This is a genomic window from Catelliglobosispora koreensis DSM 44566 (assembly GCF_000379685.1).
In the GTDB taxonomy this organism is placed as follows: domain Bacteria; phylum Actinomycetota; class Actinomycetes; order Mycobacteriales; family Micromonosporaceae; genus Catelliglobosispora; species Catelliglobosispora koreensis.
Genome location: NZ_KB903291.1, coordinates 23,502 through 43,228, shown reverse-complemented (window position 1 = coordinate 43,228; position 19,727 = coordinate 23,502). Strand labels below are relative to the sequence as shown.

Annotated in this window: 18 protein-coding genes and 2 pseudogenes; 12 read left to right on the top strand and 8 right to left on the bottom strand. The window is 64.5% G+C overall.

What is annotated here, in order from left to right; genetic code table 11:
- Positions 1-88 precede the first annotated feature (88 nt).
- From A3E1_RS0132370 to A3E1_RS43230, 5 genes and pseudogenes are all read left to right on the top strand, one after another.
- On the top strand, positions 89-4,702 hold the full coding sequence (locus tag A3E1_RS0132370; RefSeq protein WP_020524978.1) for a HAMP domain-containing protein: 4,614 nt from the start codon (positions 89-91) through the stop codon (positions 4,700-4,702).
- Positions 4,699-5,220, top strand: coding sequence for a response regulator (locus tag A3E1_RS0132365; RefSeq protein WP_020524977.1), 522 nt, complete (start codon positions 4,699-4,701; stop codon positions 5,218-5,220). Before A3E1_RS0132370 ends, A3E1_RS0132365 begins: the two co-directional genes overlap by 4 nt.
- A gap of 60 nt (positions 5,221-5,280) precedes the next feature.
- On the top strand, positions 5,281-5,403 hold the full coding sequence (locus A3E1_RS48875; protein ID WP_281167415.1) for a hypothetical protein: 123 nt from the start codon (positions 5,281-5,283) through the stop codon (positions 5,401-5,403).
- On the top strand, positions 5,346-5,495 hold the full coding sequence (locus A3E1_RS49260; protein WP_407637405.1) for a hypothetical protein: 150 nt from the start codon (positions 5,346-5,348) through the stop codon (positions 5,493-5,495). Before A3E1_RS48875 ends, A3E1_RS49260 begins: the two co-directional genes overlap by 58 nt.
- A pseudogene (locus A3E1_RS43230) lies at positions 5,437-5,883 on the top strand (SAM-dependent methyltransferase); the annotation flags it as partial. The gene A3E1_RS49260 and the pseudogene A3E1_RS43230, both read left to right, overlap by 59 nt.
- On the opposite strand, the gene A3E1_RS0132355 reads toward A3E1_RS43230, so the two are convergent.
- Positions 5,873-6,541, bottom strand: a complete 669-nt coding sequence (locus A3E1_RS0132355; protein WP_026209046.1) for an SDR family NAD(P)-dependent oxidoreductase — start codon at positions 6,539-6,541, stop codon at positions 5,873-5,875. The pseudogene A3E1_RS43230 and the gene A3E1_RS0132355 sit on opposite strands and share 11 nt — an antisense overlap.
- 20 nt (positions 6,542-6,561) lie before the next feature.
- On the opposite strand from A3E1_RS0132355, the gene A3E1_RS0132350 reads away from it, so the two are divergent.
- Both A3E1_RS0132350 and A3E1_RS0132345 read left to right on the top strand, forming a co-directional pair.
- Positions 6,562-7,389, top strand: a complete 828-nt coding sequence (locus A3E1_RS0132350; protein ID WP_020524974.1) for a patatin-like phospholipase family protein — start codon at positions 6,562-6,564, stop codon at positions 7,387-7,389.
- 2 nt (positions 7,390-7,391) lie between these two features.
- Positions 7,392-8,117 (top strand): NRDE family protein, encoded by a 726-nt coding sequence (locus A3E1_RS0132345; protein WP_026209045.1) that lies wholly within the window; start codon positions 7,392-7,394, stop codon positions 8,115-8,117.
- On the opposite strand, the gene A3E1_RS0132340 is transcribed toward A3E1_RS0132345, so the two are convergent.
- Complete coding sequence (locus tag A3E1_RS0132340) at positions 8,089-8,307, bottom strand: DUF6343 family protein (RefSeq protein WP_020524972.1); 219 nt, start codon at positions 8,305-8,307, stop codon at positions 8,089-8,091. The genes A3E1_RS0132345 and A3E1_RS0132340 overlap by 29 nt on opposite strands.
- 4 nt (positions 8,308-8,311) lie before the next feature.
- On the bottom strand, positions 8,312-8,881 hold the full coding sequence (locus tag A3E1_RS0132335; RefSeq protein ID WP_020524971.1) for an NAD(P)-dependent oxidoreductase: 570 nt from the start codon (positions 8,879-8,881) through the stop codon (positions 8,312-8,314).
- A 57-nt stretch (positions 8,882-8,938) separates the two neighbouring features.
- Between A3E1_RS0132335 and A3E1_RS0132330 the strand changes: the two genes are divergently transcribed.
- Both A3E1_RS0132330 and A3E1_RS0132325 read left to right on the top strand, forming a co-directional pair.
- Positions 8,939-9,280: a winged helix-turn-helix transcriptional regulator gene (locus tag A3E1_RS0132330; RefSeq protein WP_020524970.1), complete on the top strand. Its 342-nt coding sequence runs from the start codon at positions 8,939-8,941 to the stop codon at positions 9,278-9,280.
- 72 nt (positions 9,281-9,352) lie between these two features.
- Positions 9,353-9,943 (top strand): dihydrofolate reductase family protein, encoded by a 591-nt coding sequence (locus tag A3E1_RS0132325; RefSeq protein ID WP_020524969.1) that lies wholly within the window; start codon positions 9,353-9,355, stop codon positions 9,941-9,943.
- Here the strand turns inward: A3E1_RS0132325 and A3E1_RS0132320 are convergent.
- Positions 9,940-10,620, bottom strand: coding sequence for a hypothetical protein (locus A3E1_RS0132320; protein WP_020524968.1), 681 nt, complete (start codon positions 10,618-10,620; stop codon positions 9,940-9,942). The genes A3E1_RS0132325 and A3E1_RS0132320 overlap by 4 nt on opposite strands.
- A gap of 67 nt (positions 10,621-10,687) precedes the next feature.
- Here A3E1_RS0132320 and A3E1_RS0132315 point away from each other — a divergent pair, with 67 nt between their 5' ends.
- The gene (locus A3E1_RS0132315) at positions 10,688-11,800 is read left to right on the top strand and encodes an FAD-dependent monooxygenase (protein WP_020524967.1); all 1,113 of its coding nucleotides are present in this window, start codon (positions 10,688-10,690) and stop codon (positions 11,798-11,800) included.
- Here the strand turns inward: A3E1_RS0132315 and A3E1_RS43225 are convergent.
- Complete coding sequence (locus A3E1_RS43225; RefSeq protein WP_020524966.1) at positions 11,797-13,665, bottom strand: N,N-dimethylformamidase beta subunit family domain-containing protein; 1,869 nt, start codon at positions 13,663-13,665, stop codon at positions 11,797-11,799. The two genes, A3E1_RS0132315 and A3E1_RS43225, sit on opposite strands and share 4 nt — an antisense overlap.
- A gap of 206 nt (positions 13,666-13,871) precedes the next feature.
- Between A3E1_RS43225 and A3E1_RS48650 the strand changes: the two are divergent.
- Positions 13,872-14,903: pseudogene (locus A3E1_RS48650) on the top strand (MFS transporter); the annotation flags it as partial.
- An 87-nt stretch (positions 14,904-14,990) separates the two neighbouring features.
- On the opposite strand, the gene A3E1_RS43220 reads toward A3E1_RS48650, so the two are convergent.
- Complete coding sequence (locus A3E1_RS43220; protein WP_245571510.1) at positions 14,991-16,088, bottom strand: AI-2E family transporter; 1,098 nt, start codon at positions 16,086-16,088, stop codon at positions 14,991-14,993.
- A gap of 92 nt (positions 16,089-16,180) precedes the next feature.
- On the bottom strand, positions 16,181-16,471 hold the full coding sequence (locus A3E1_RS0132295) for a hypothetical protein (protein WP_020524963.1): 291 nt from the start codon (positions 16,469-16,471) through the stop codon (positions 16,181-16,183).
- Between the two features lie 136 nt (positions 16,472-16,607).
- Here A3E1_RS0132295 and A3E1_RS43215 point away from each other — a divergent pair, with 136 nt between their 5' ends.
- Positions 16,608-19,283 (top strand): AfsR/SARP family transcriptional regulator, encoded by a 2,676-nt coding sequence (locus A3E1_RS43215; RefSeq protein WP_020524962.1) that lies wholly within the window; start codon positions 16,608-16,610, stop codon positions 19,281-19,283.
- On the opposite strand, the gene A3E1_RS43210 is transcribed toward A3E1_RS43215, so the two are convergent.
- Complete coding sequence (locus A3E1_RS43210; protein ID WP_020524961.1) at positions 19,254-19,601, bottom strand: DUF6223 family protein; 348 nt, start codon at positions 19,599-19,601, stop codon at positions 19,254-19,256. The two genes, A3E1_RS43215 and A3E1_RS43210, sit on opposite strands and share 30 nt — an antisense overlap.
- Positions 19,602-19,727 lie beyond the last annotated feature (126 nt).

Below are 19,727 nucleotides of genomic sequence, written 5' to 3'. Positions count from 1 at the left end.
CCTTGCAGCTCGCCATTCCTAGATCTTCAGACGATGATGAGGACTAGTCCTTCGTCGTCCACGAAGATTCACCGAAGGAGTGCACGCGATGACTGTGGATGTCGCTCACGATCCGGAAGCGCCCTGGCGGGAAGTAGCGCTGGCCTTGCGGGCCGTCAGTTCAGGTGACTTCAAAGTCCGGCTACCCCGATGGGATGGTATCCACGGGGAGATCGCCGATGCCTTCAACGAAGTCGTCGCTCTGCAGGACAAACGCAATCGCGAACTGATGCGCATCAGCCGGGTGGTTGGCCGTGAGGGCCGCCTGACCGAGCGCATGGACGAGGAGTCCTTCGAGGGCGCCTGGGCGGATGGCATGCGGGCCATCAACAACCTCATTGACGACCTCGGCCGGCCGACGACCGAGATCGCGCGTGTCATCGTGGCGGTCGCCGAAGGTGACCTCTCGCAGCACATGACCCTCGACATCGACGGCCGTCCGCTGCGAGGAGAGTTCCTCACCATCGGCCGCACGGTGAACACGATGGTTGACCAGCTGTCCTCGTTCGCGGCTGAGGTAACCCGCGTGGCGCGTGAGGTAGGCACCGAGGGCAAGCTCGGCGGTCAGGCCGACGTGCGCGGTGTGGCCGGCACGTGGCGAGATCTGACGGACAACGTGAACCTGATGGCGTCCAACCTGACTAACCAGGTGCGGTCCATTTCCCAGGTGACAACGTCGATCGCACACGGCGATCTATCGCAGAAGATCACTATCTCGGCCAAGGGTGAAGTGGCCGACCTCGCGCACACGATCAACTCCCTTACCGACACGCTGCGGGTGTTCGCCGAACAGGTGACCCGGGTGGCGCGTGAGGTGGGCACCGAAGGAAAGCTTGGCGGCCAGGCCGAAGTGCCCAACGTGGCGGGCACGTGGAAAGACCTGACCGACGCCGTGAACTACATGGCGTCCAATTTGACCGACCAGGTGCGAAACATCGCGCAAGTCGCCACGGCTGTGGCTAAGGGTGACTTGTCGCAGAAGATCACCGTTGCGGCGCAGGGCGAGATCCTCGAACTCAAAGACGTGGTCAACACGATGGTGGATCAGCTGTCGTCGTTCGCTGATGAGGTCACGCGGGTGGCCCGTGAGGTGGGTTCCGAAGGCAAGCTCGGTGGGCAGGCGCAGGTGGCCGGAGTTTCCGGGACCTGGCGTGACTTGACGGAGAACGTGAACCAGCTCGCCGGGAACCTGACCGCTCAGGTGCGAAACATCGCCCAGGTGACAACGGCTGTGGCTAAGGGTGACTTGTCGCAGAAGATCACGGTGGATGCGCGGGGCGAAATCCTCGAACTGAAGAACACCGTCAACACGATGGTGGATCAGCTGTCGTCGTTCGCTGATGAGGTCACGCGTGTGGCCCGTGAGGTGGGCACGGAAGGCAAGCTCGGTGGGCAGGCGCAGGTGGCCGGAGTTTCCGGGACCTGGCGTGACTTGACGGAGAACGTGAACCAGCTCGCCGGGAACCTGACCGCTCAGGTGCGAAACATCGCCCAGGTGACAACGGCTGTGGCGCAAGGTGACCTGTCGCAGAAGATCACGGTCGACGCCCGCGGTGAGATCTTGGAGCTGAAGTCGACCGTCAACACGATGGTGGATCAGCTGTCGTCGTTCGCTGATGAGGTCACGCGTGTGGCCCGTGAGGTGGGCACCGAGGGCAAGCTGGGCGGTCAGGCGCAGGTGCGTGGCGTCGCGGGAACGTGGCGTGACTTGACCGACAACGTGAACTTCATGGCGTCGAACTTGACGGCTCAGGTCCGAAACATCGCCCAGGTCGCCACGGCTGTGGCCAAGGGTGACTTGTCGCAGAAGATCACCGTCGACGCGCACGGTGAGATCCTCGAACTCAAGAGCACGGTCAACACGATGGTGGATCAGCTGTCGTCGTTCGCTGATGAGGTCACGCGTGTGGCCCGTGAGGTGGGCACCGAGGGCAAGCTGGGCGGTCAGGCGCAGGTGCGTGGCGTCGCGGGAACGTGGCGTGACTTGACCGACAACGTGAACTTCATGGCGTCGAACTTGACGGCTCAGGTCCGAAACATCGCCCAGGTCGCCACGGCTGTGGCCAAGGGTGACTTGTCGCAGAAGATCACCGTCGACGCGCACGGTGAGATCCTCGAACTCAAGAGCACGGTCAACACGATGGTGGATCAGCTGTCGTCGTTCGCTGATGAGGTCACGCGTGTGGCCCGTGAGGTGGGCACCGAGGGCAAGCTGGGCGGTCAGGCGCAGGTGCGTGGCGTCGCGGGAACGTGGCGTGACTTGACCGACAACGTGAACTTCATGGCGTCGAACCTGACGGCTCAGGTCCGAAACATCGCCCAGGTGACCACGGCTGTGGCCAAGGGTGACTTGTCGCAGAAGATCACCGTTGACGCGCACGGTGAAATCTTGGAGCTGAAGCTAACGGTCAACACGATGGTGGATCAGCTGTCGTCGTTTGCCGACGAGGTCACGCGTGTGGCCCGTGAGGTGGGCACCGAGGGCAAGCTGGGCGGTCAGGCGCAGGTGCGCGGCGTGTCGGGCACGTGGCGTGACCTCACGGAAAACGTGAACCAGCTGGCCTCGACACTGACCACTCAGCTGCGCGCTATCGCTCAGGTGTCGACCGCCGTGACCCGTGGTGACCTGACCCAGGTGGTCGCGGTCGAAGCGCTCGGCGAGGTCGCCGAGCTGAAGGACAACATCAACCAGATGATCGTGACCCTGCGGGAAACGACCATCAAGAACGCCGAGCAGGGCTGGCTCGACTCCAACATCGCCCGCACGGGCAGCTTGCTGCAAGGTCAGCGTGACCTCGACGAGGTTTGCCGCCTCATCATGTCTGAGGTGACGCCGCTGGTGAACGCGCAATTGGGCGCGTTCTTCCTTGCTGGGCAAGACGGGTTGCGACTGGCCGCCGCCTATGGCTATCTCGGTGACGAGCACAGCGTTTCGTACAAGCTGGGTGAAGGTCTCATCGGTCAGGCGGCCGTGACCCGCAAGGTGATCCGGGTCGGCGCGGGCGAGGCGCAAATGATCGTCCGGGGTGGACTCGCGGAAAGCCCGGTCGGCGACCTCATCGTGCTGCCGGTCGCGTTCGAGGGCGAGTTGCTAGGCGTCATCGAATTCGCTTGTGTGACAGCGTTTTCCGAGCTGCACCTCGACTATCTGGAGCGTTTGGCGACCACGACCGGCATCGTGCTCAACACCATCCTGGCCAACGTCCGCACCGAGGAACTGCTCGCCCAGTCGCAACGTCTGGCACACGAGCTGCAAGCGCAGTCGGTTGAGTTGCAGCGCACCAACGCTGAGCTCGAAGAGAAGGCGGCGCAGCTATCCGAGCAGAACCGCAACGTCGAAATCAAGAACCGTGAAATCGAAATGGCACGCCTGGGGCTGGAAGAAAAGGCACAGCAGCTGGCCGCGGCATCGCAGTACAAGTCGGAGTTCCTCGCCAACATGAGCCACGAACTTCGTACCCCCCTCAATTCCTTGCTCTTGTTGTCTCGCTTGCTGGCAGACAACCCTGAGCGCAACCTCACGCAGAAGCAGACCGAATTCGCCCGCACCATTTACAGCGCGGGTTCGGACCTGCTGGAGCTGATCGACGACATCCTGGACCTGTCGAAGATCGAGGCGGGCCGCATGGATGTGCAGCCGGCCGAGATCCGCTTCGACGAAATCCAGCAGTACGTCGAGCAGGCGTTTCGTCCACAGGCGGAGGAAAAGGGCCTGGGGCTAGACGTCAAGCTGTCGCCGAAGCTGCCGTCCACATTGGTCACTGACGCGCAGCGGTTGCAGCAGATCCTGCGCAACCTGCTGGCCAACGCGGTCAAGTTCACCGACTCCGGTGCGGTGACGATGGAGATCTCTGTGGCCGATCAGCAGATGTCGTTCGACGATCCGATGCTGGCAGGGGCGAGTCAGGTGTTCGCGTTCTCGGTGCGCGACACCGGAATCGGCATCTCCAGCGACAAGCTCGCCTTGATTTTCGAGGCGTTCCAGCAAGCCGACGGCACGACGAGCCGCAAGTACGGCGGAACTGGTCTCGGCCTGCCCATCAGCCGCGAGCTCGCGCGGCTGCTCGGGGGTGTGATCACGGTCGCGTCGGCGCCTGGGGACGGGTCGGTCTTCACTCTCTATCTGCCGGACATGCTGCAGACGGAGGCTCGCACGCCGTCCATTCCGAGCACGCCGTTCACGGCGTCACGCCCGATCTCGCCGCTGATGCGGTCCACAGAGGACAGAGAAATCGCGACCGAACGCCGCACCGCCGTCGCGTCCGAATTGGACGGTGTCACGGTGCTGATCGTCGACGACGACGTCCGCAACGTCTTCGCCTTGACTAGTGCCCTGGAGCTGCACGGCATGCGGGTGCTCTACGCCGACAACGGCGCGGAGGGCATGCGGCTGCTAGCTGAGCATCCGTCGGTGGATATTGTCCTCATGGACGCGATGATGCCGGACCAAGATGGGTATGAGACCACCAGGATGATTCGCCGCAACCAGCGTTTCGCCGACCTAGCGGTGGTGTTCCTGACGGCTAAGGCGATGCCCAGCGATAAGGAAGAAGCTTTGGCGGCCGGGGCGACCGCCTACATCACCAAACCGGTTGATCTCGATGAGCTGCTAGACCTGATGGCTCGCTCGGTGAGCACCCGGGGCAGAGAAGGTGGGAAATGATCGGGGACATTACGCCAGCCAAAGTGCTTCTCGTCGATGACCGGCGGGACAACCTCGTCGCTCTGGAGGCGATGCTGCAAGGGCTGCCGGTCGAGGCCGTGCCTGCGGACAGCGGCGAAGCCGCGTTGAAGCACCTGCTGGTGGAAGACTTCGCGCTGATCCTGCTGGACGCTCAGATGCCTGATATGGACGGCTTCGAGACGGCCAATCACATTAAGCGGCGGGAACGCACGCGCCACATCCCCATCATCTTCCTGACCGCCGCCGACCGCGATGCCCGCCTCGCCTTGCGCGGCTACGCGGCCGGGGCGGTTGACTACCTCACCAAACCGTTTGACCCCTGGATTCTGCGCGCCAAAGTGTCCGTCTTCGTGGAGTTGTGGATGAAGGGGCAGCAGTTGCGCACGCACGCCGAACAGCAAGCCCGGCTCACCCATGCCATCAACGCGGCGCTCCTGCACCTGCCCGACGATCCGGAGGCGGCCCGGCTGGTGCTGTCGGAAGCAGCACAGTCCTAAGGACTATTCGCACGAAACTGAAACTGGTTATAGTCCAGTTTATGAAGGTGCAGCTAAAGGGTGCTGGAGTTCAGATCGCCGCCGACCTATGGGAGGCGGCGCCGCCGTCGCGGGGCACTGTCCTATTGCTACACGGCGGCGGCCAGACCCGGCATTCTTGGCGTGCCGCTGGCCCGTTGCTAAGTGACGCCGGCTGGGACACCTACGCGGTGGACGCCCGTGGCCGCCCTTCGGGAGATGGGAAGAGTTGGCGGGCTCGTAGCCGCTCGGGATAGTGATTACGCCGCCTTCACCTGGTACCCGCTGATCCCCGAGCTGGACGAGTGGCTGGCGCTCTATCGTTGGCTAGCGCGGCTGAATCAGGGCGAGCCAGATGCCGGGCGGCGGCTGCTGTCGTGGGCACGGGAGGCCGGATTCGCTGACGTGACAGCGACTTCGAGCACGTGGTGCTTCGCGACAGTGGAGGAGCGCGCTTGGTGGGGCGGGATGTGGGCCGACCGGATCGTCAGCTCCGCCATCGCGACACAGGCGGTGGAGACTGGCGCCGCCACAACGGCCGACTTGCAGCGGCTATCGCGAGGCTGGCAGACGTGGGCCGAGCATCCCGATGGCTGGTTCTCGATCCTCCACGGAGAAATCGTGTGCCAGGACGTCAAACGTTGATGTGTGAGCCGCGAATGGCCGCCGACGCGTCGTCGCAGAGGAAGGCGATGGTGTCCGCAATGGACTCAGGCGAGGTCCAGCTGCTCCAGTTGGCGTCGGGCTGAGACTCCCGGTTGGCCGGCGTGTCGATCACGCTGGGGAGGATGGCGTTGACGCGCACCTTGTCCTTGGCGTATTCGGCGTGCAGAGCGTCGGTGAAGGCGAGCACGGCGGTCTTGGCTGTGAGGTAACCGGCGGCCCCAGCGAACGGGCGGCGGATCGACTGACTGGAGACATTGATAACTGCACCGCCGCCAGCGGCGATGATCCGGGGGACCGCCGCCTGAGCCATGAGGTAGCCAGGGCGCAGGTTGAGCCGCAGCTGAGCCTCGAAATCCTCGACCGGGGTCTCGTGCACGCGACCGCCCATGGCGAATCCGCCCACGAGGTTGACCAGTGCCTTGAGCGGCTCGCCCGCATGCGCGACGACCGAAGCGGCGCCCTGCGGATCGAAGAGGTCGGCCTGGACGAGCGTCAGCCCGTCAGCCTTAGGAAGGCGCTCCAGCTCGGACTCGTTGACCCACGGCACGACCACCTGCCAGCCCTCACGCAGAAGTTTGCCGGTGACCGCTGTGCCCAGGCCACCCGTTCCACCGGTAACCACCGCGACTCTTGCCATAGCCGCTAGCGTAAGCAGGCATGAGAGCACTGGTGCTTGGCGGGGGAGGGGTAACCGGCATCGCATGGGAACTCGGCATGCTCGCCGGACTGTCCAGCCTGGACATCGATCTATCGGACGCTGATCTTTTCGTTGGCACGTCGGCTGGTTCGGCGGTCGCGAGCATGGTGGCGTCGGGTCAGCTCAGGGAACGTTATGAAGCGCAGCTAGCCGGGCCGGGCGGGGAGCAAAAGGCACGGCTGGGACCGTTGCTCCTGGCGCGGTATGTCTACGCGATGGCGACGAGCAGGACCCACGAGCAGTTCGGGACACGGATGGGACGGCTCGCCCTCAAGACGGCGACAGTCTCGGCCGCGGACCGCAAAGCTGTTATCGCGCAACGGCTCGGGCTTGGTGACTGGCCCGGCAAGGCGCTCAAGATCACGGCCGTTGACGCCCACAGTGGACAGTTCACCGTGTTTGAGGCTGACAGTGGTGTCAGCCTCATCGACGCGGTCGGGGCCAGCTGTGCCGTGCCGGGCGTTTGGCCACCCGCTGAGATCAACGGGAGAAGATACATCGATGGCGGGATGCGCTCTGCCGTCAACGCTGACTTGGCTTCTGGGTACCAGCAAATTGTGGTTATCGCCCCGATCGTGCGTGGCGGCGGGCCCATGACGCCGGCGGCCCGGCAGGTCGCGGCCCTGCGCGCGGAGGGCTCGCACGTGGTGCTGATTCGTCCCAGTGCCGCGGCGATCAAGGCGATCGGCGGCAACGTGCTGGACCCGGCCCGGCGCCGGCCTGCGGCTGAGGCGGGATTCACTCAGGCGAGCGCGGAGGCTGACGCCGTCCGGGCGGTATGGTCCTGATCATGTGCACGGTCGTGGTGAGCCTCGAACCATCGCAAGAAGTGCCGCTGCTGTTGCTAGCGGTGCGTGACGAACTGCTGATGCGCCCCTGGGAACCACCGGCGGCGCACTGGCCGGAGTACCCGGGCCTTCTTGGCGGCCGGGATCTGGTGGCTGGCGGCACGTGGCTGGCCGTCGACCCAGCGGCTAGGCGCGTTGGCTTTCTGCTGAATGGCAAGGGATCGCTGGCACCTGAACATGGCCGCCGTTCGCGGGGCGAACTGCCCCTGCTAGCCGCCGCGGGCAAGCCGGTGCCAGCTGACCTCGCGCCGTTCGACCCGTTCTACCTCGTCGCGGCCGATCCTTCTGGCGGCACCTTGCTCTCATGGGATGGCGTCACGGCGCAGCGGACACCGCTTGCCTTTGGCACATCAGTGATTGTCAACAGTGGCATCGATCCGGCCGAGCCCCGGGCGGCGCGACTGCTGTCCACTTTGGAGCGAACGCCGCGCCCGGATCCGTTGCTGGGATGGGATTCCTGGCTCGGCATCGCCGCGGGCGAAGGCATTGACCGCGAGGAGCCGCAAGCGCTCATCCTGCGCCACACGTTCGGCGATGACCTGCGCTACGGTTCCAGCTCGGTATCCTTTGTGGCGCTTGGCCCCGGGCACGTCCGCTACGACTTCGCCGCCGTGCCAGACGAGCCGGGACCACTCACGATCACTCAAATAGTGAATAGCGCCGGTTAGGGTTCTCCTTGCGCCGCTGGGCACGCCGTCGCAAGATGACCACGATATCGATGATGGTGATGAGCGCTATGCCGCCAAGGAGCCAGGCAAACAGCGAATAGCCCGCCCTGTACGCCAGAATGCCCATCACAGCGCAAAACACCAGGCCAAACGTGGCCAGGACCAGGCGCAGATTCAGCGCGCTCTGCATACCTTCAGCTTAGAGCCTCCACACCCACATGGACCCGCTGATATGTAGGGTTCTCGATTTCGTCCAACACGGCGATGGCGAAATCCGCGTAGGAAATCCAGCTGTCCGCGGCCGCGGGCACCAACCGGTAGCCGCCGGTGCCGCGCCCACTGTGGTCGAAGTCGCCAGCCGGGCTCAGCATCACCCAGTCGAGCCCGGTGTCCTGCAGCACCTTGAGCCCTTCTTGGTGGCCTTCATAGAAGGAGCGATATTCCTGGGGGTACCCGGGTGAGTCCATCAGCAAGGCACCGTCTTGAGTGGCCAGGACGGAGGCGAGCCCGACCGCGATCAGCCGCTGTCCCGTGAGCCCCTGCTCCAGGGCACGTGCCGCGGTGGCAAAGAAACCACCGGTCATGCTGGCCGCCGCGTGGACGACAACGTCATGCCCGGCCGAAACCTGGGCGACCGCGCCTGGATCGGTGACATCACCCTGAGCACGGGTCACGGCGGTAACGGTGTGCCCACGTTTGCGGGCCTCAGCGGTGATGGCTTGCCCTGCTCTGCCTGCGGAGCCGAAAACGGCAATCTTCTTCATGCCGCGGACGTTAACGTGGGGGCTAGTTACCTCTGGGTTACCGGATACGGTGGGGGAATGCTGGCGCCGCTGAGAGCTGACATGTTCGACCCGGTCTGCCCGTCTGACCTGTCTCCCCTGCGCATCGGGGACAAGTGGGGCGGGATGATCATCCGGTGTCTGGAGGATGGCCCGCGGCGGTTCTCTGAACTGCGCGTGCCGTTGCGCGGCATCACGTCAAAGGTGCTCACGCAGTCACTTCGCTCGCTAGAGCACCGTGGGCTGATCTCCCGTGCGGACAACTGCTATGTCCTGACGGCGCTCGGCCGCAGCACGATCGAGCCGATGGACACCATGTGTGCCTGGTCAAGGGCGCATTGGGACGAGCTCATCGACGCCCGGGAAAAAATCTTGAAGTGAGGTGTCGAATCCGCGGCACCCCGCTCGACGCAAAGGTGAGAGCAAAAAACACTGATGTGAAGGAGCGGAACAATGAGCAAGGTCTACACAGGAGCAAGCGTTTCCCTCGACGGCTTCATCTCGGGCCCTGGCGAAACCGGCTTTGACCACCTGTTCCAGTGGTACGGCAACGGTGATGTCGCCATGCCGACCGCCAACCCGGAGATGACGTTTCAGCTGACGCAAGCCAGCAGCGAACATCTCAAGACGGTTATGGAAATGACCGGAGCCATCATCGTCGGGCGCAAGCTGTTCGACTTCACCAGTGGCTGGGGCGGGCGGCACCCGATGGACAAGCCGGTGGTGGTCATGACCCACAAGGCGCCGGAGGGCTGGGAAGACACGCCCTTCACCTTCGTCACCGATGGCATCGAAAGCGCCGTGGCCACGGCTAAAGAGCTCGCGGGCGGCAATGGCGTTGGCGTCAACGGCGGAATGATCGCCAGCCAGTGTCTCGAAGCCGGTCTGCTTGACGAAATCTGGATGGATCTGGTGCCTGTCCTGCTTGGCGCTGGGACGCCATTCTTCAGTTCGCTGTCAGGTGCGCCGTTCACTTTGGACGGTCCGTACCAGGTGACCGAGGGCAAAGCCGTGACGCACCTGCGCTATCGCGTCGTTCGCTAGTTCTTGAAGTAGTTGACCTGGTTCTGACCCAAGGCGTCATCGCCGCCGTTGCCAACGACACAGATGTGGCTGTATTTGCCGATGACAAGCTTGCCGTTGCGGGCGTCGGATTCCTTGTCGAACAAGTGCAAGACGTTGTCATGGTCTTTGACACGCCAGCCGTGCCCACTGCCCATGTCTTCCACGGTCAGGTTGTTCTTGTTGTAGTTGTTGCAGTTTTCGTCCGGAATAGACGGTGTCGAACCGGTCGAGTCGAGCCAATAGTCGAAGATGTAGGAGTTCTTCTCCTCACGAGTGTTGTTGCGGCCAAGGAAGCAGTGCTTGCGGTATCGCTTCGCGAGTGCCAGCGCTTGGTCGCCAACGCTTTCTCCCGGCCCGCCGGGAACGCGGATGACCTGTTTGGTCCCGTCGAAGATGACGTAGAAGCCAGCCGCGTAGTTCTTGGTCAGATTGTTGGGGTTATAGCTGATGCAGTCCTCCGGAGAAGGCCACTGCGGTGCGGCTGATGTTTTTGGCGCACCGCCGGTGCCCGTCGGGGTGGCGGCCGTGCTCGGGGCGATCGAGGTGCCGACTGTCGCCACGGGCGGGGCAGCATCATTGGACTTGCTATCGCAACTCGCTCCGGTGGCCATCAATAACGCGAACGCCAGGGGAGCGGCAAAGGTCAGGCGCCGCATACCGGCACACGGTAGGCCGATAACGCTGAGCCCGCAGTCAGGAAAGCGTCAGGGGCATACTGATCACATGGACTCACGTGGGCAGGCGGTCGTCGTCGGGGGCGGGATTGGCGGCCTGAGCGCGGCCGTTGGGTTGCACCAAGCGGGCTGGCAGGTGCGGGTGCTGGAGCGGGCGCCCCGGTTCAGCGAGATCGGTGCCGGGATTGTCTTGTGGCCCAATGCTTTGCGAGCTTTGCGATATCTCGGCCTGGGTGAGCAGGTCGATGCGATCTCAGAGCCACAGCGCTCTGGCGGGATGCGCCGCCCGGACGGGCGCTGGATCACCCGGATGGATGGCCAGACGCTGGAGGCGACATTTGGCAGCCCGGCTATCGGCATTCACCGGGCACACCTGCATCAGACCCTTTTGGACGCTCTGCCAGCCGAGGCTCTGCACGCCGGAGTCGACGTGCGCCAACTGAGCGACGTGGACGAAGCCGACCTGATCATCGCGGCGGATGGCATTGACAGCAACCTGCGCAAGGAACTGTGGCCCACGCACCCCGGCTCAGCCTATTCCGGGTTCACGGCCTGGCGCGGCGTTTGCCACTACGACGGTTATGTCGACATCGGCGGGACGCTCGGCCGCGGCGCCGAAGCCGGCATCGTGCCGTTGGCTGACGGCCGGGTCTACTGGTATACCTCGATGAAGTCAGCGCCCGGCATTCGTCATGACAACGAGAAAGCCTTCGTGCTCAAGGAGTTTGGCTCCTGGCACGATCCGCTTCCCGCTCTCATCGAGGCGACGCCAGCCGAAGGCGTGCTGCACCACGACATCAATTTCCTGGCTGTGCCGATGCCGTCCTATGTGTCCGGTCGGGTCGCGCTGTTGGGCGACGCCGCCCACGCCATGACGCCGCACTTGGGCCAAGGGGCGTGCCAGGCGATCGAGGACGCGGCCGTGCTGAAAGCCGCCGCGAGCCGGGCCGGTGAGGTGACGGAGATTCTGGCTTTCTACGACCAGCACCGTCGCCCACGCAGCCAGAGCATCGCTAAGCTTTCGCGCCAGACCGGCGGTTTCACCAGCGGGATAACCAATCCCGTGATGGAACGCCTCCGCAACGGGATCATGGGTGTGACACCGACGAGCATGGCCATGCGCTCGCTGGCGAAGATCGCCTCCTGGACGCCGCCCGCCTAGGCGGGAGGACGCCAGCGGAGATGGTCGGCGGCGATGATGAGCATGCCCGCCGCTCCCGTGAGGGTGTGAGCGCCAGCCGCGTCATGGAGCCGGATCCATGACGCTGGCTCAAGGCCGGCGCGGCGTGTCCACAGGTAGCCATCGCGCCCGATGACGAACAGCCGGCCATTTAGCGCGGTTAGCGCTACAGCACCGGCCGCGTCGCCGAGCTTGCTCCACGTCACCGGTCCTTCCGCGAGCAGTTGGAGCGGAAGGTGCCAAAGCTCATCGGCCTCGGTGGCCGCGAAGATGCCAGCGTTGATGAGCCCAATGCCAAGCGTGCCTGGAGGCGTTTCGGCCAAGTCGCACCACGGCGACAACTCGCGCACCGGGTCGCGATAGCTCAGCCTGCCATCGGCGGTCACGGCATACAGCCCCAGCGGCATGCCAAAGGCGGCTTCCCTTGGCACGGCTAGCCCACGGATGCCTGCGGCGGTATCGATGGGACGCCACCGCAGATTCTGGCCGCAGACGTCACGTGCGCACAGCACACCGTCGGCGGTCGCGCCGAAAAGCGTTCCCTCACAAGCGCCCAGGGCGACTATCGTGTCGGAGCCGCCGATGACTTCCCAATGTGGACGGTCCGTTGCGCTGAGCCGGTCGAGCACGTTACGGGTGATCTGATCGACCACCGGGTCATCCAGCGCCGCGCCCCAGTTGACGGTTGCCGCGTTGAAGACCGTGCCCGCCCCGAGGCGGAAAACCCCCATGACGGCAGCGCCGCCCTGACCGTAGCGCCGCCAGTGCCGCAGGTCGGCCGTCGCGAGCACGACGAACGATCGCGGCGTGCCGTCTTGGCCGGTAACCCTTGGTACGCCATCGATTTCGATTAGATCTGCGGCATCAGTTTCGTAGCCGAGCGCGCCGTGAGCGAACTTGTCACCATCGGCCAGACCGGTGCCAGCGAAGACCCAGTGATCGGCGAAGCGCACTTGATAGGACTCTTCGCGCATACGCTGCATGTAAGGTCCCCACGTGCCAGCACCGCGCCGGAAACTGACGCCAGTCATGCTGTTTTCCGGCCTATTGACCGGGGCACTCGACCACTCGACCGTGACTTGGCTGGAGTCGATGGCCGCCATCGGGTCGGCCACCGCGTCGCGGTAGCAGATCATCGTGCGGCCGTTGTCCTCCAGGCGAATTTGCCACCAGCACGTGTTTCCGGAGAAGAAGGCGATATTGCCGCCGCGGGAGGCGAAGCCTTCCACCGCGTCACGCATGCCCTTAGTCCAGTACTCGTCGTGTCCATTGACGACGAGCAGTTGATAGGCGGCGAGCAACTCCTCACCCTGGTGCAGATCCGTGTTCGCGCAATACTCCACCGGGTAGCCAGCGGCCGGAAGCCATCGCATGAGGCCGTGTTCCCAGCGTTCCGGCGGAGGCCCGCCACCGGGCCGGTCGAAGCTGACTATCGCCGCGCGTGTGGGTTCTTCGGCGTAGTAGATGCTTTCGCCCGGCTCGCCCGCGCGGTTATAAGCCTGCCAAGTCGTGAACGGCACCGAGACGAGAATGCGTGAGCTCGCGCCGGGCTCGGCAGGCCGCACGACAAAGTGCACGTCAGCATCCGGCCCGTCCGGCTCGTTAGTGCCTGTGCTCGAAAACGCCGCCCGGTAAAGGGAACTGGCCCAACCATCGGGGATGTCTAGTGTCCATAGTGGACTGCCGACAGCTGCTGTTAGCCACTGTTGCCCGGTCGGCACATCAAAGACGGTGACAGTGGTCTGCGGCGTGACGTCGCCGGCAAGGTGAAAGCGCAGCTCGTCGCCAGGCGCACAGGACGCCCGCTCGGCATAGGCGGCGAGCTTCGAGTCCCCAAGATCCTTCATTGGAACGTCCATTCCCGACCAGTACCGTATGAGTTCCAGCCGTTATTGGCAAGACTCTTAATAGAACGTAGCTGTGTACACTCGCCATCGCTACGGAACCGGTGTGAAGCAGTGTGTCCCCGCTTTACTCCCGCCGAAAAGGTTCCAGGCAGGCCACGGGTCGGTAAACCAGGACGCCGACGACCCCGTGTGGCCTGCGCAGCTTGATGCTGAAGGGGACACCTGTGCGTTTGGTATTCGCCGTGCCTGGGGCGGCGCGATTCTTCCTGGCAGCTGCCGTTGGCCGGATCGGTATCGCGATGACGAGCCTAGGCCTGATCTGGCTCGGGCATAAGCAGACCGGTTCTTACGCGGTCGCGGGCCTTGTTGCTGGCGCGTTCGCCGTCACCGAAGCGGTCGCCGGACCGGTGCTCGCGCGGCTTGTCGACCGGCACGGCCAGTCACGCGTGCTGCCGTTTGCCCTGATCGCGCACGGTATAGCGGTGGCTGTGCTCCTCCTGTCTGTCCTAAGTGGAGCACCAGTCTGGCTTCTCGTGATCGGCGGATCGCTGACCGGCATGACGATTCCACAGCTCGGTGCGCTGTCCGCCGCGCGGTGGCCGGGCTTGCTGCCCGCCGCGGCGCTGCCTTCGGCGTACGCGATGGAATCGGTCAGCAATGCCGTGGCCCACTTGGTCGGCCCGGTGGTAGTGAGCCTGTTGGGCGCCTTGGCTCATCCGGCTCTGGGCACAATGCTCGCCGCGATACTCGTGCTCGGTGGGGGCTGGTGCTTCGCGAATCAGCGGAAAACCGCACTAGTGCCGGCGGGCCGGCGTCAGGTCAAGGGGGACCTGATGACGCTTCGCCCACGGCTGCTGGCCCTGATGGCAGCAAATTTCGCGATAGGCGGATTCTTTGGTGCGATGCAAGTCTCGGTGACGGCGTTCGCGCTACAACGTCAGGAACCGGGTTTGGCGGCTGGGTTGTTCGCCCTGGCCAATGTCGCGAGCCTGTTAGCCGGCCTGCTCTTCAGCATGAAGCGGTGGCGTCTCACGCCCTTCATAGCGGCCGCCGGTCTCGCGATTGGCGCGCTGCCCGCACTGCTTGGCGGGTTCCTCCCAGTGGTGCTGGCGGTTTTGCTTACCGGGCTGGTGATTCCGGTCCTCTTGGCGCTCAACACCACCTTGGCGTCAGACCTCGCTGGGCCGGGCGTGCTCACGCAGGCCCTGACGTGGATCAACTCGGCCAGCGTGGCTGGGGCCGCGTTAAGTGCTTCCTTCGCCGGCCACTTGGCTGACCGTTATGGAGCCCAAGGTGCCTTCGCGGCAGGCGTTCTGTGCGCGTTCTTATGCGCCTGTTTCAGCTTCGGGTTCCAGAATCGTCCGACGGCTGCGGTGTTCATTGACGACGCGCGTGACGCAGTAGCCAACGGCCGTCAACGGGACGGCCACGAATGCGCCAGCTATGCCCCACACCAAAGTGCCGGCGGTGACGGCGACGAGGGTCACGACGGGATGCAGCCGCACCTGTCGCTTCATGATGAGCGGTTCGAGCAAGTTGCCTTCGATCTGCTGGACCAGGATGACAGCGCCGAGCGTCAGCAGCGCGGTCGTCGGCCCGTTGGCGGCTAGCGCCACGAGGACCGCGATGCTGCCCGTGACGGTGGCTCCGAGGATCGGCACGAACGCACCGACAAACACGATGAGCGCCAACGGAAAAGCCAGCGGAACGTTGAGGATCAACAACGCCGCGCCAATGCCGAGGGCGTCGATGAGCGCGATCAGTGCTGTGCCGCGCGCGTAACGTGTCAGCGTCTCCCAAGCTTGGGTTCCGGCGTCACGCGCCAAGTCACGTCGATTCTCCGGAGCCTTGGAAACGGTCCAGCCCCACATCCGCGAACCGTCTTTGAACGCGAAGAACAACAGCACTACCGACAGCAAAATCGCCCCGGCGACTTCGGTGATCGTCCGGGCGCCCGACTGCAGGCTCGAAGCCTGCAGCCATTGAGACGCTGATGCTCCGAGCTCGTCTAGCTGCTCCGGTGTGAAAGGAGAACCCGATGAAGCCAGCAGGTCACGGATTCTCGCGACACCTTCGGAAAGGCGCGTGGCGAGATCGGAAAACTGGGCGGCGATAGCGTTCCAGGCCACGGTGACCGGGATCGCGATGGCGGTGAGCAACGACAACAGCGTTATCAGTGCCGCCAGCGCGGAGGGAAGCTTCAGCCTGCGCAGTCCAATGTAGACCGGATACAGCAGCGCGGTCAGGAAGAGGGTCGCCGCCACCGCGAGGGTCAGCGGCGCCAACTGCACCAAGATGTAGCCAAGGACGAACAGCGCGCCAACGGTGGCTAGAACACACGCACTCGCGAGACCCGCCAGCCTGAGGCGGATGGGCAAGCGTTCCCAAGCGGGCCGTGCCCGGCCCATGTCTACATCCGCCAATGTCCGCTCCCCGGGGTGTCAGCTGATGCCTGTCTATGCCCTCGTGGCTTGGCCTTTAAACGCCCGCGCCACGAGGGCATTTGGTGTCGTTTCTAGCGCTCGTCGATGATTTCTCCGCTTTGCGCGGTGCCGTCGTGGGTGAGTCCCAGCGTTTCGGCGACCGCAGGGAAAGCGCCCGCGGCGGCGAAAGCGGCACCCATCTGAGCGGCGGACTCCCAGCGCCAAACATCTTGGTAGGTTCCGTCTTCGAGCCGGACGAGACGGGTGTCGAGCAGGCCGGGAAAGCCAGAACGAATTCCTGCGATCAGCTGGCCACGCCGGGCTAGCAGCTGCTCAAGGTTGGCCGGGTCAACGGAGTAGTGGTGCACGCGTACGGCGGTCATGGTTTGTTCCTTCTCATTCGGACTGCTGGGTTGTTCTGACAAAGACGATCCTGCGTGGCAGCGCTAATAGGCCGGCGATATGTTTGCGATGCATGCCCGGTCCGCGTCGGCGGGCACGTATAGGGGGAGGTCAGGGGTGGTGGTGCGGTTCGCGGTGCTGGGACCGGTTGAGGTCAGCGCCGCAGGGCAGATGCTGTCCGGCCTCGCCCCACGTCATCGTGCGGTGCTGGCTTACCTCCTGCTGCACGCTGGGACGGTCATCAGCAACGAACGCCTGGCCAGTGCCTTGTGGGCGGATAACCCACCTGACACGTCCAGAGCACAGATCCATGCGGCGGTCACCGCGATTCGCCGCGTCCTGCGCGAAGCCGGTGCGGACGAGACGCTCGCGACAAGGCCGGCCGGATACGTTGCCCTGCCCGGGCCGGGCGGGCTCGACCTCGACGACTTCGCCACCCTGAGCGCCCGCGAGGCGATCGCTGATCTGCGGGAAGCGCTCGCCTTATGGCGAGGAGAAGCCCTTTCGGGGGTACGAGCGGAGTTCGTGCCCGGGGCACGAGCCCGCCTTGAAGAGCGGCGTCTTGCCGTCTTCGAGCGGCTAGCAGACCTCGAGCTGGAAGCTGGTGGCAGCGAAGGACTCATCGACGAGTTGAGCACCTGGGCGTTGGCCTATCCGTTGCGGGAACGGCTTGCCGGTCAGCTGATGCGGGCACTGCACGCCGCCGGTCGGCAGGCCGATGCTCTCGCGGCGGGCCGCCGTTATCGTGACAGTTTGGCTGAGCAGCAAGGACTTGACCCGGGCCGGGCGTTCCTCGCGATCGAGCAAGTCATCCTGCGAGACCAGCCGCCCGCGCCCGCCGTGATATCAACCGCCCGAAGCTTTCTGCCCTATGACGTTCCGGATTTCACGGGACGCATGGTTGAACTGGACCGGATCACCTCGGCCAGAGTTTGCACCATCGACGGTCTAGCGGGCGTGGGCAAGACGACCCTCGCTGTGCGTGCCGCGCATCACTTGGCGGACCGCTATCCCGGCGGTCAGCTGTTCGTTGACTTGCGAGCGCACACGGCGGGGCAAACACCGGTCCCGGCAACGGAGGCGTTGCATACGTTGTTGGGCCAGCTCGGCGTACCAGCTGAACGCATCCCGCCGGCCGAGGCGGACCGTTGCGCGATGTGGCGCACAGAGCTTGCCCACCGGTCGGTGATTGTCATCCTGGATAACGCTTCTGACGCCAACCATGTGCGCCCGCTGTTGCCTGGCACCACCGAGAGCCTCGTCATCGTCACGAGCCGGCGGCGGCTGACCGACCTCGACGGCGCTCACGCGGTGTCGATGGACGTTCTGCCCGTGCAGGATGCGGTCGCCTTGTTCACCAGCATCGTGGGTGAACGTGCACGCAAGGAATACGTCGCGGCCGGTGATGTCTTGCGCATGTGCGGTTTCCTGCCCTTGGCCGTGCGGATCGCCGCCGCCCGGTTGCAGCATCGTCCGCAATGGACGGTCGCGCACCTGGCTAACCGTCTGCGTGACGAGCGGCGCCGTTTGTCGGAACTCACGACCGCTGAACGCGGTGTAGCAGCCGCCTTTGCCTTGTCCTATCAGCATTTGCCGCCGCGCCAGCAACGTCTGTTCGGGTTGCTGGGCCTGCATCCTGGCCGCGATATTGACGTCCACGCCGCTGCCGCCCTAACCGGCGCCACTCTGGACGAGACTGAGGCCGACCTTGAAGAGCTGCTCGATGTGCACATGCTGATGCAGCGGGACCTGGATCGCTATACGTTCCACGACCTGATGCGTGAGCACGCCCGTGCGATGGCTGTGCAAGAAGACGCCGAGGCCGCGATAGCGGGACTGCTGGACCACTATTTGCATACCGCCGCTGGCGCGATCGATGTCCTCTACCCCGAAACGAAGCACCGCCGCCCGGACCTTCCGCAGGCGGACTCTTCCCGGTTTGACAGCGCCGGCGCTGCCACTGCCTGGCTGGACGCTGAGCGGGCGAATCTGAGCGCCGTGGCTGCCGTCGAGACCGCGCACGCGAGGGACCTGTCGAAAGTCCTGTATCGCTACCTCTTTGACAACGCGCATCACAGCGACGCTCTCGTTATCTACAGCGCGGCACTTGAAGCGGCACGCCGGCTCGGAGACGAAGCGGCCCAAGCTGTTTCGCTGGCCAACTTGGGCTGGCTGGCCTTCGGTAACGGGATGTATTCACTGGCTCAGCAACACTTTACGCAATCGATCGAGCACGCTAGAGCGGTGTCTGGCGCCGTCGACGAGGCACGTGCCTTGCATGGTCTGGCGAGCGTGCATCAACAGCATCATGACTACGCGCTGGCGATCGAACACTTTGGACAGTCGTTGTCCTTGTTCCGTGGCGAGAACGACACGTTTGGCGAGGCGGTGGCGCTCAATAGCCTTGGCGGCGTGCAACAGCAGGCCGGTGACTTCGCCGTGGCGGAAGCCAACTTGGCGGCGTCGCTCTCGTTGTTCCGCCAAGTCGGCAGCCACGGTGGCGAGGCAGACGCGCTCAACAACCTGGCTGAGACACATCGCCGCCAGGGCAGGCTTTCCGAGGCTCGCGAGACGTACCGTCAGGCGCTCTCGCTGTATCAGCGTTTTGGCTACCGTCGCGGGGAAGCGCGCGCCCTCAACGGCTTGGGAGCGACCTCGGCTGACGCTGGTGACGTCGCCGAAGCCGCTCACTATTTCGCCTCCGCGCTCGAGGCCGCGCTCGATGTTGGCAACCAGGTTGAACAAGCACGCGCGAAGGAAGGCCTAGCTCGCCATCCGGCGGGAGCGCGTTAGGGCCACGCCACCGAGCACGAGGCTGATGGTTCCGACCACAAGCGCTACGTAGGCTCCGCCACGCCCGTTGCCGGTGCCAATGCCGCTGTCCGAGGTAGCCGCGACTAGGGCGCCCAGCGCGATGCCGATCAGGCCTGCCGCCAGGGCGATAGCGGCACCAAGCCGCCCGTTGGCCACGCCGATGCGGCTATGGGGGCGTACTAGAGCGAGCCCACCAGCAATCAGGCCGGCCAGCCCGAGTAGCCCGCCCGCGAGGGCGCCGATGCGGCCGGCGCTCATGGTGTAGACACTCGTGGCGATTGGCTCTAGGGAAATCATGTCGCTTTCCTCTTTCTCATCATGGGGTGTTGTTGTTTCCATCGTGTCGTTGGGCAAGCCTTTCGTCGTCCGGCAGCTGGCGCAGTCGCCTACTGCAAACGCGGTATTTACGGTGGGCATTCGCCA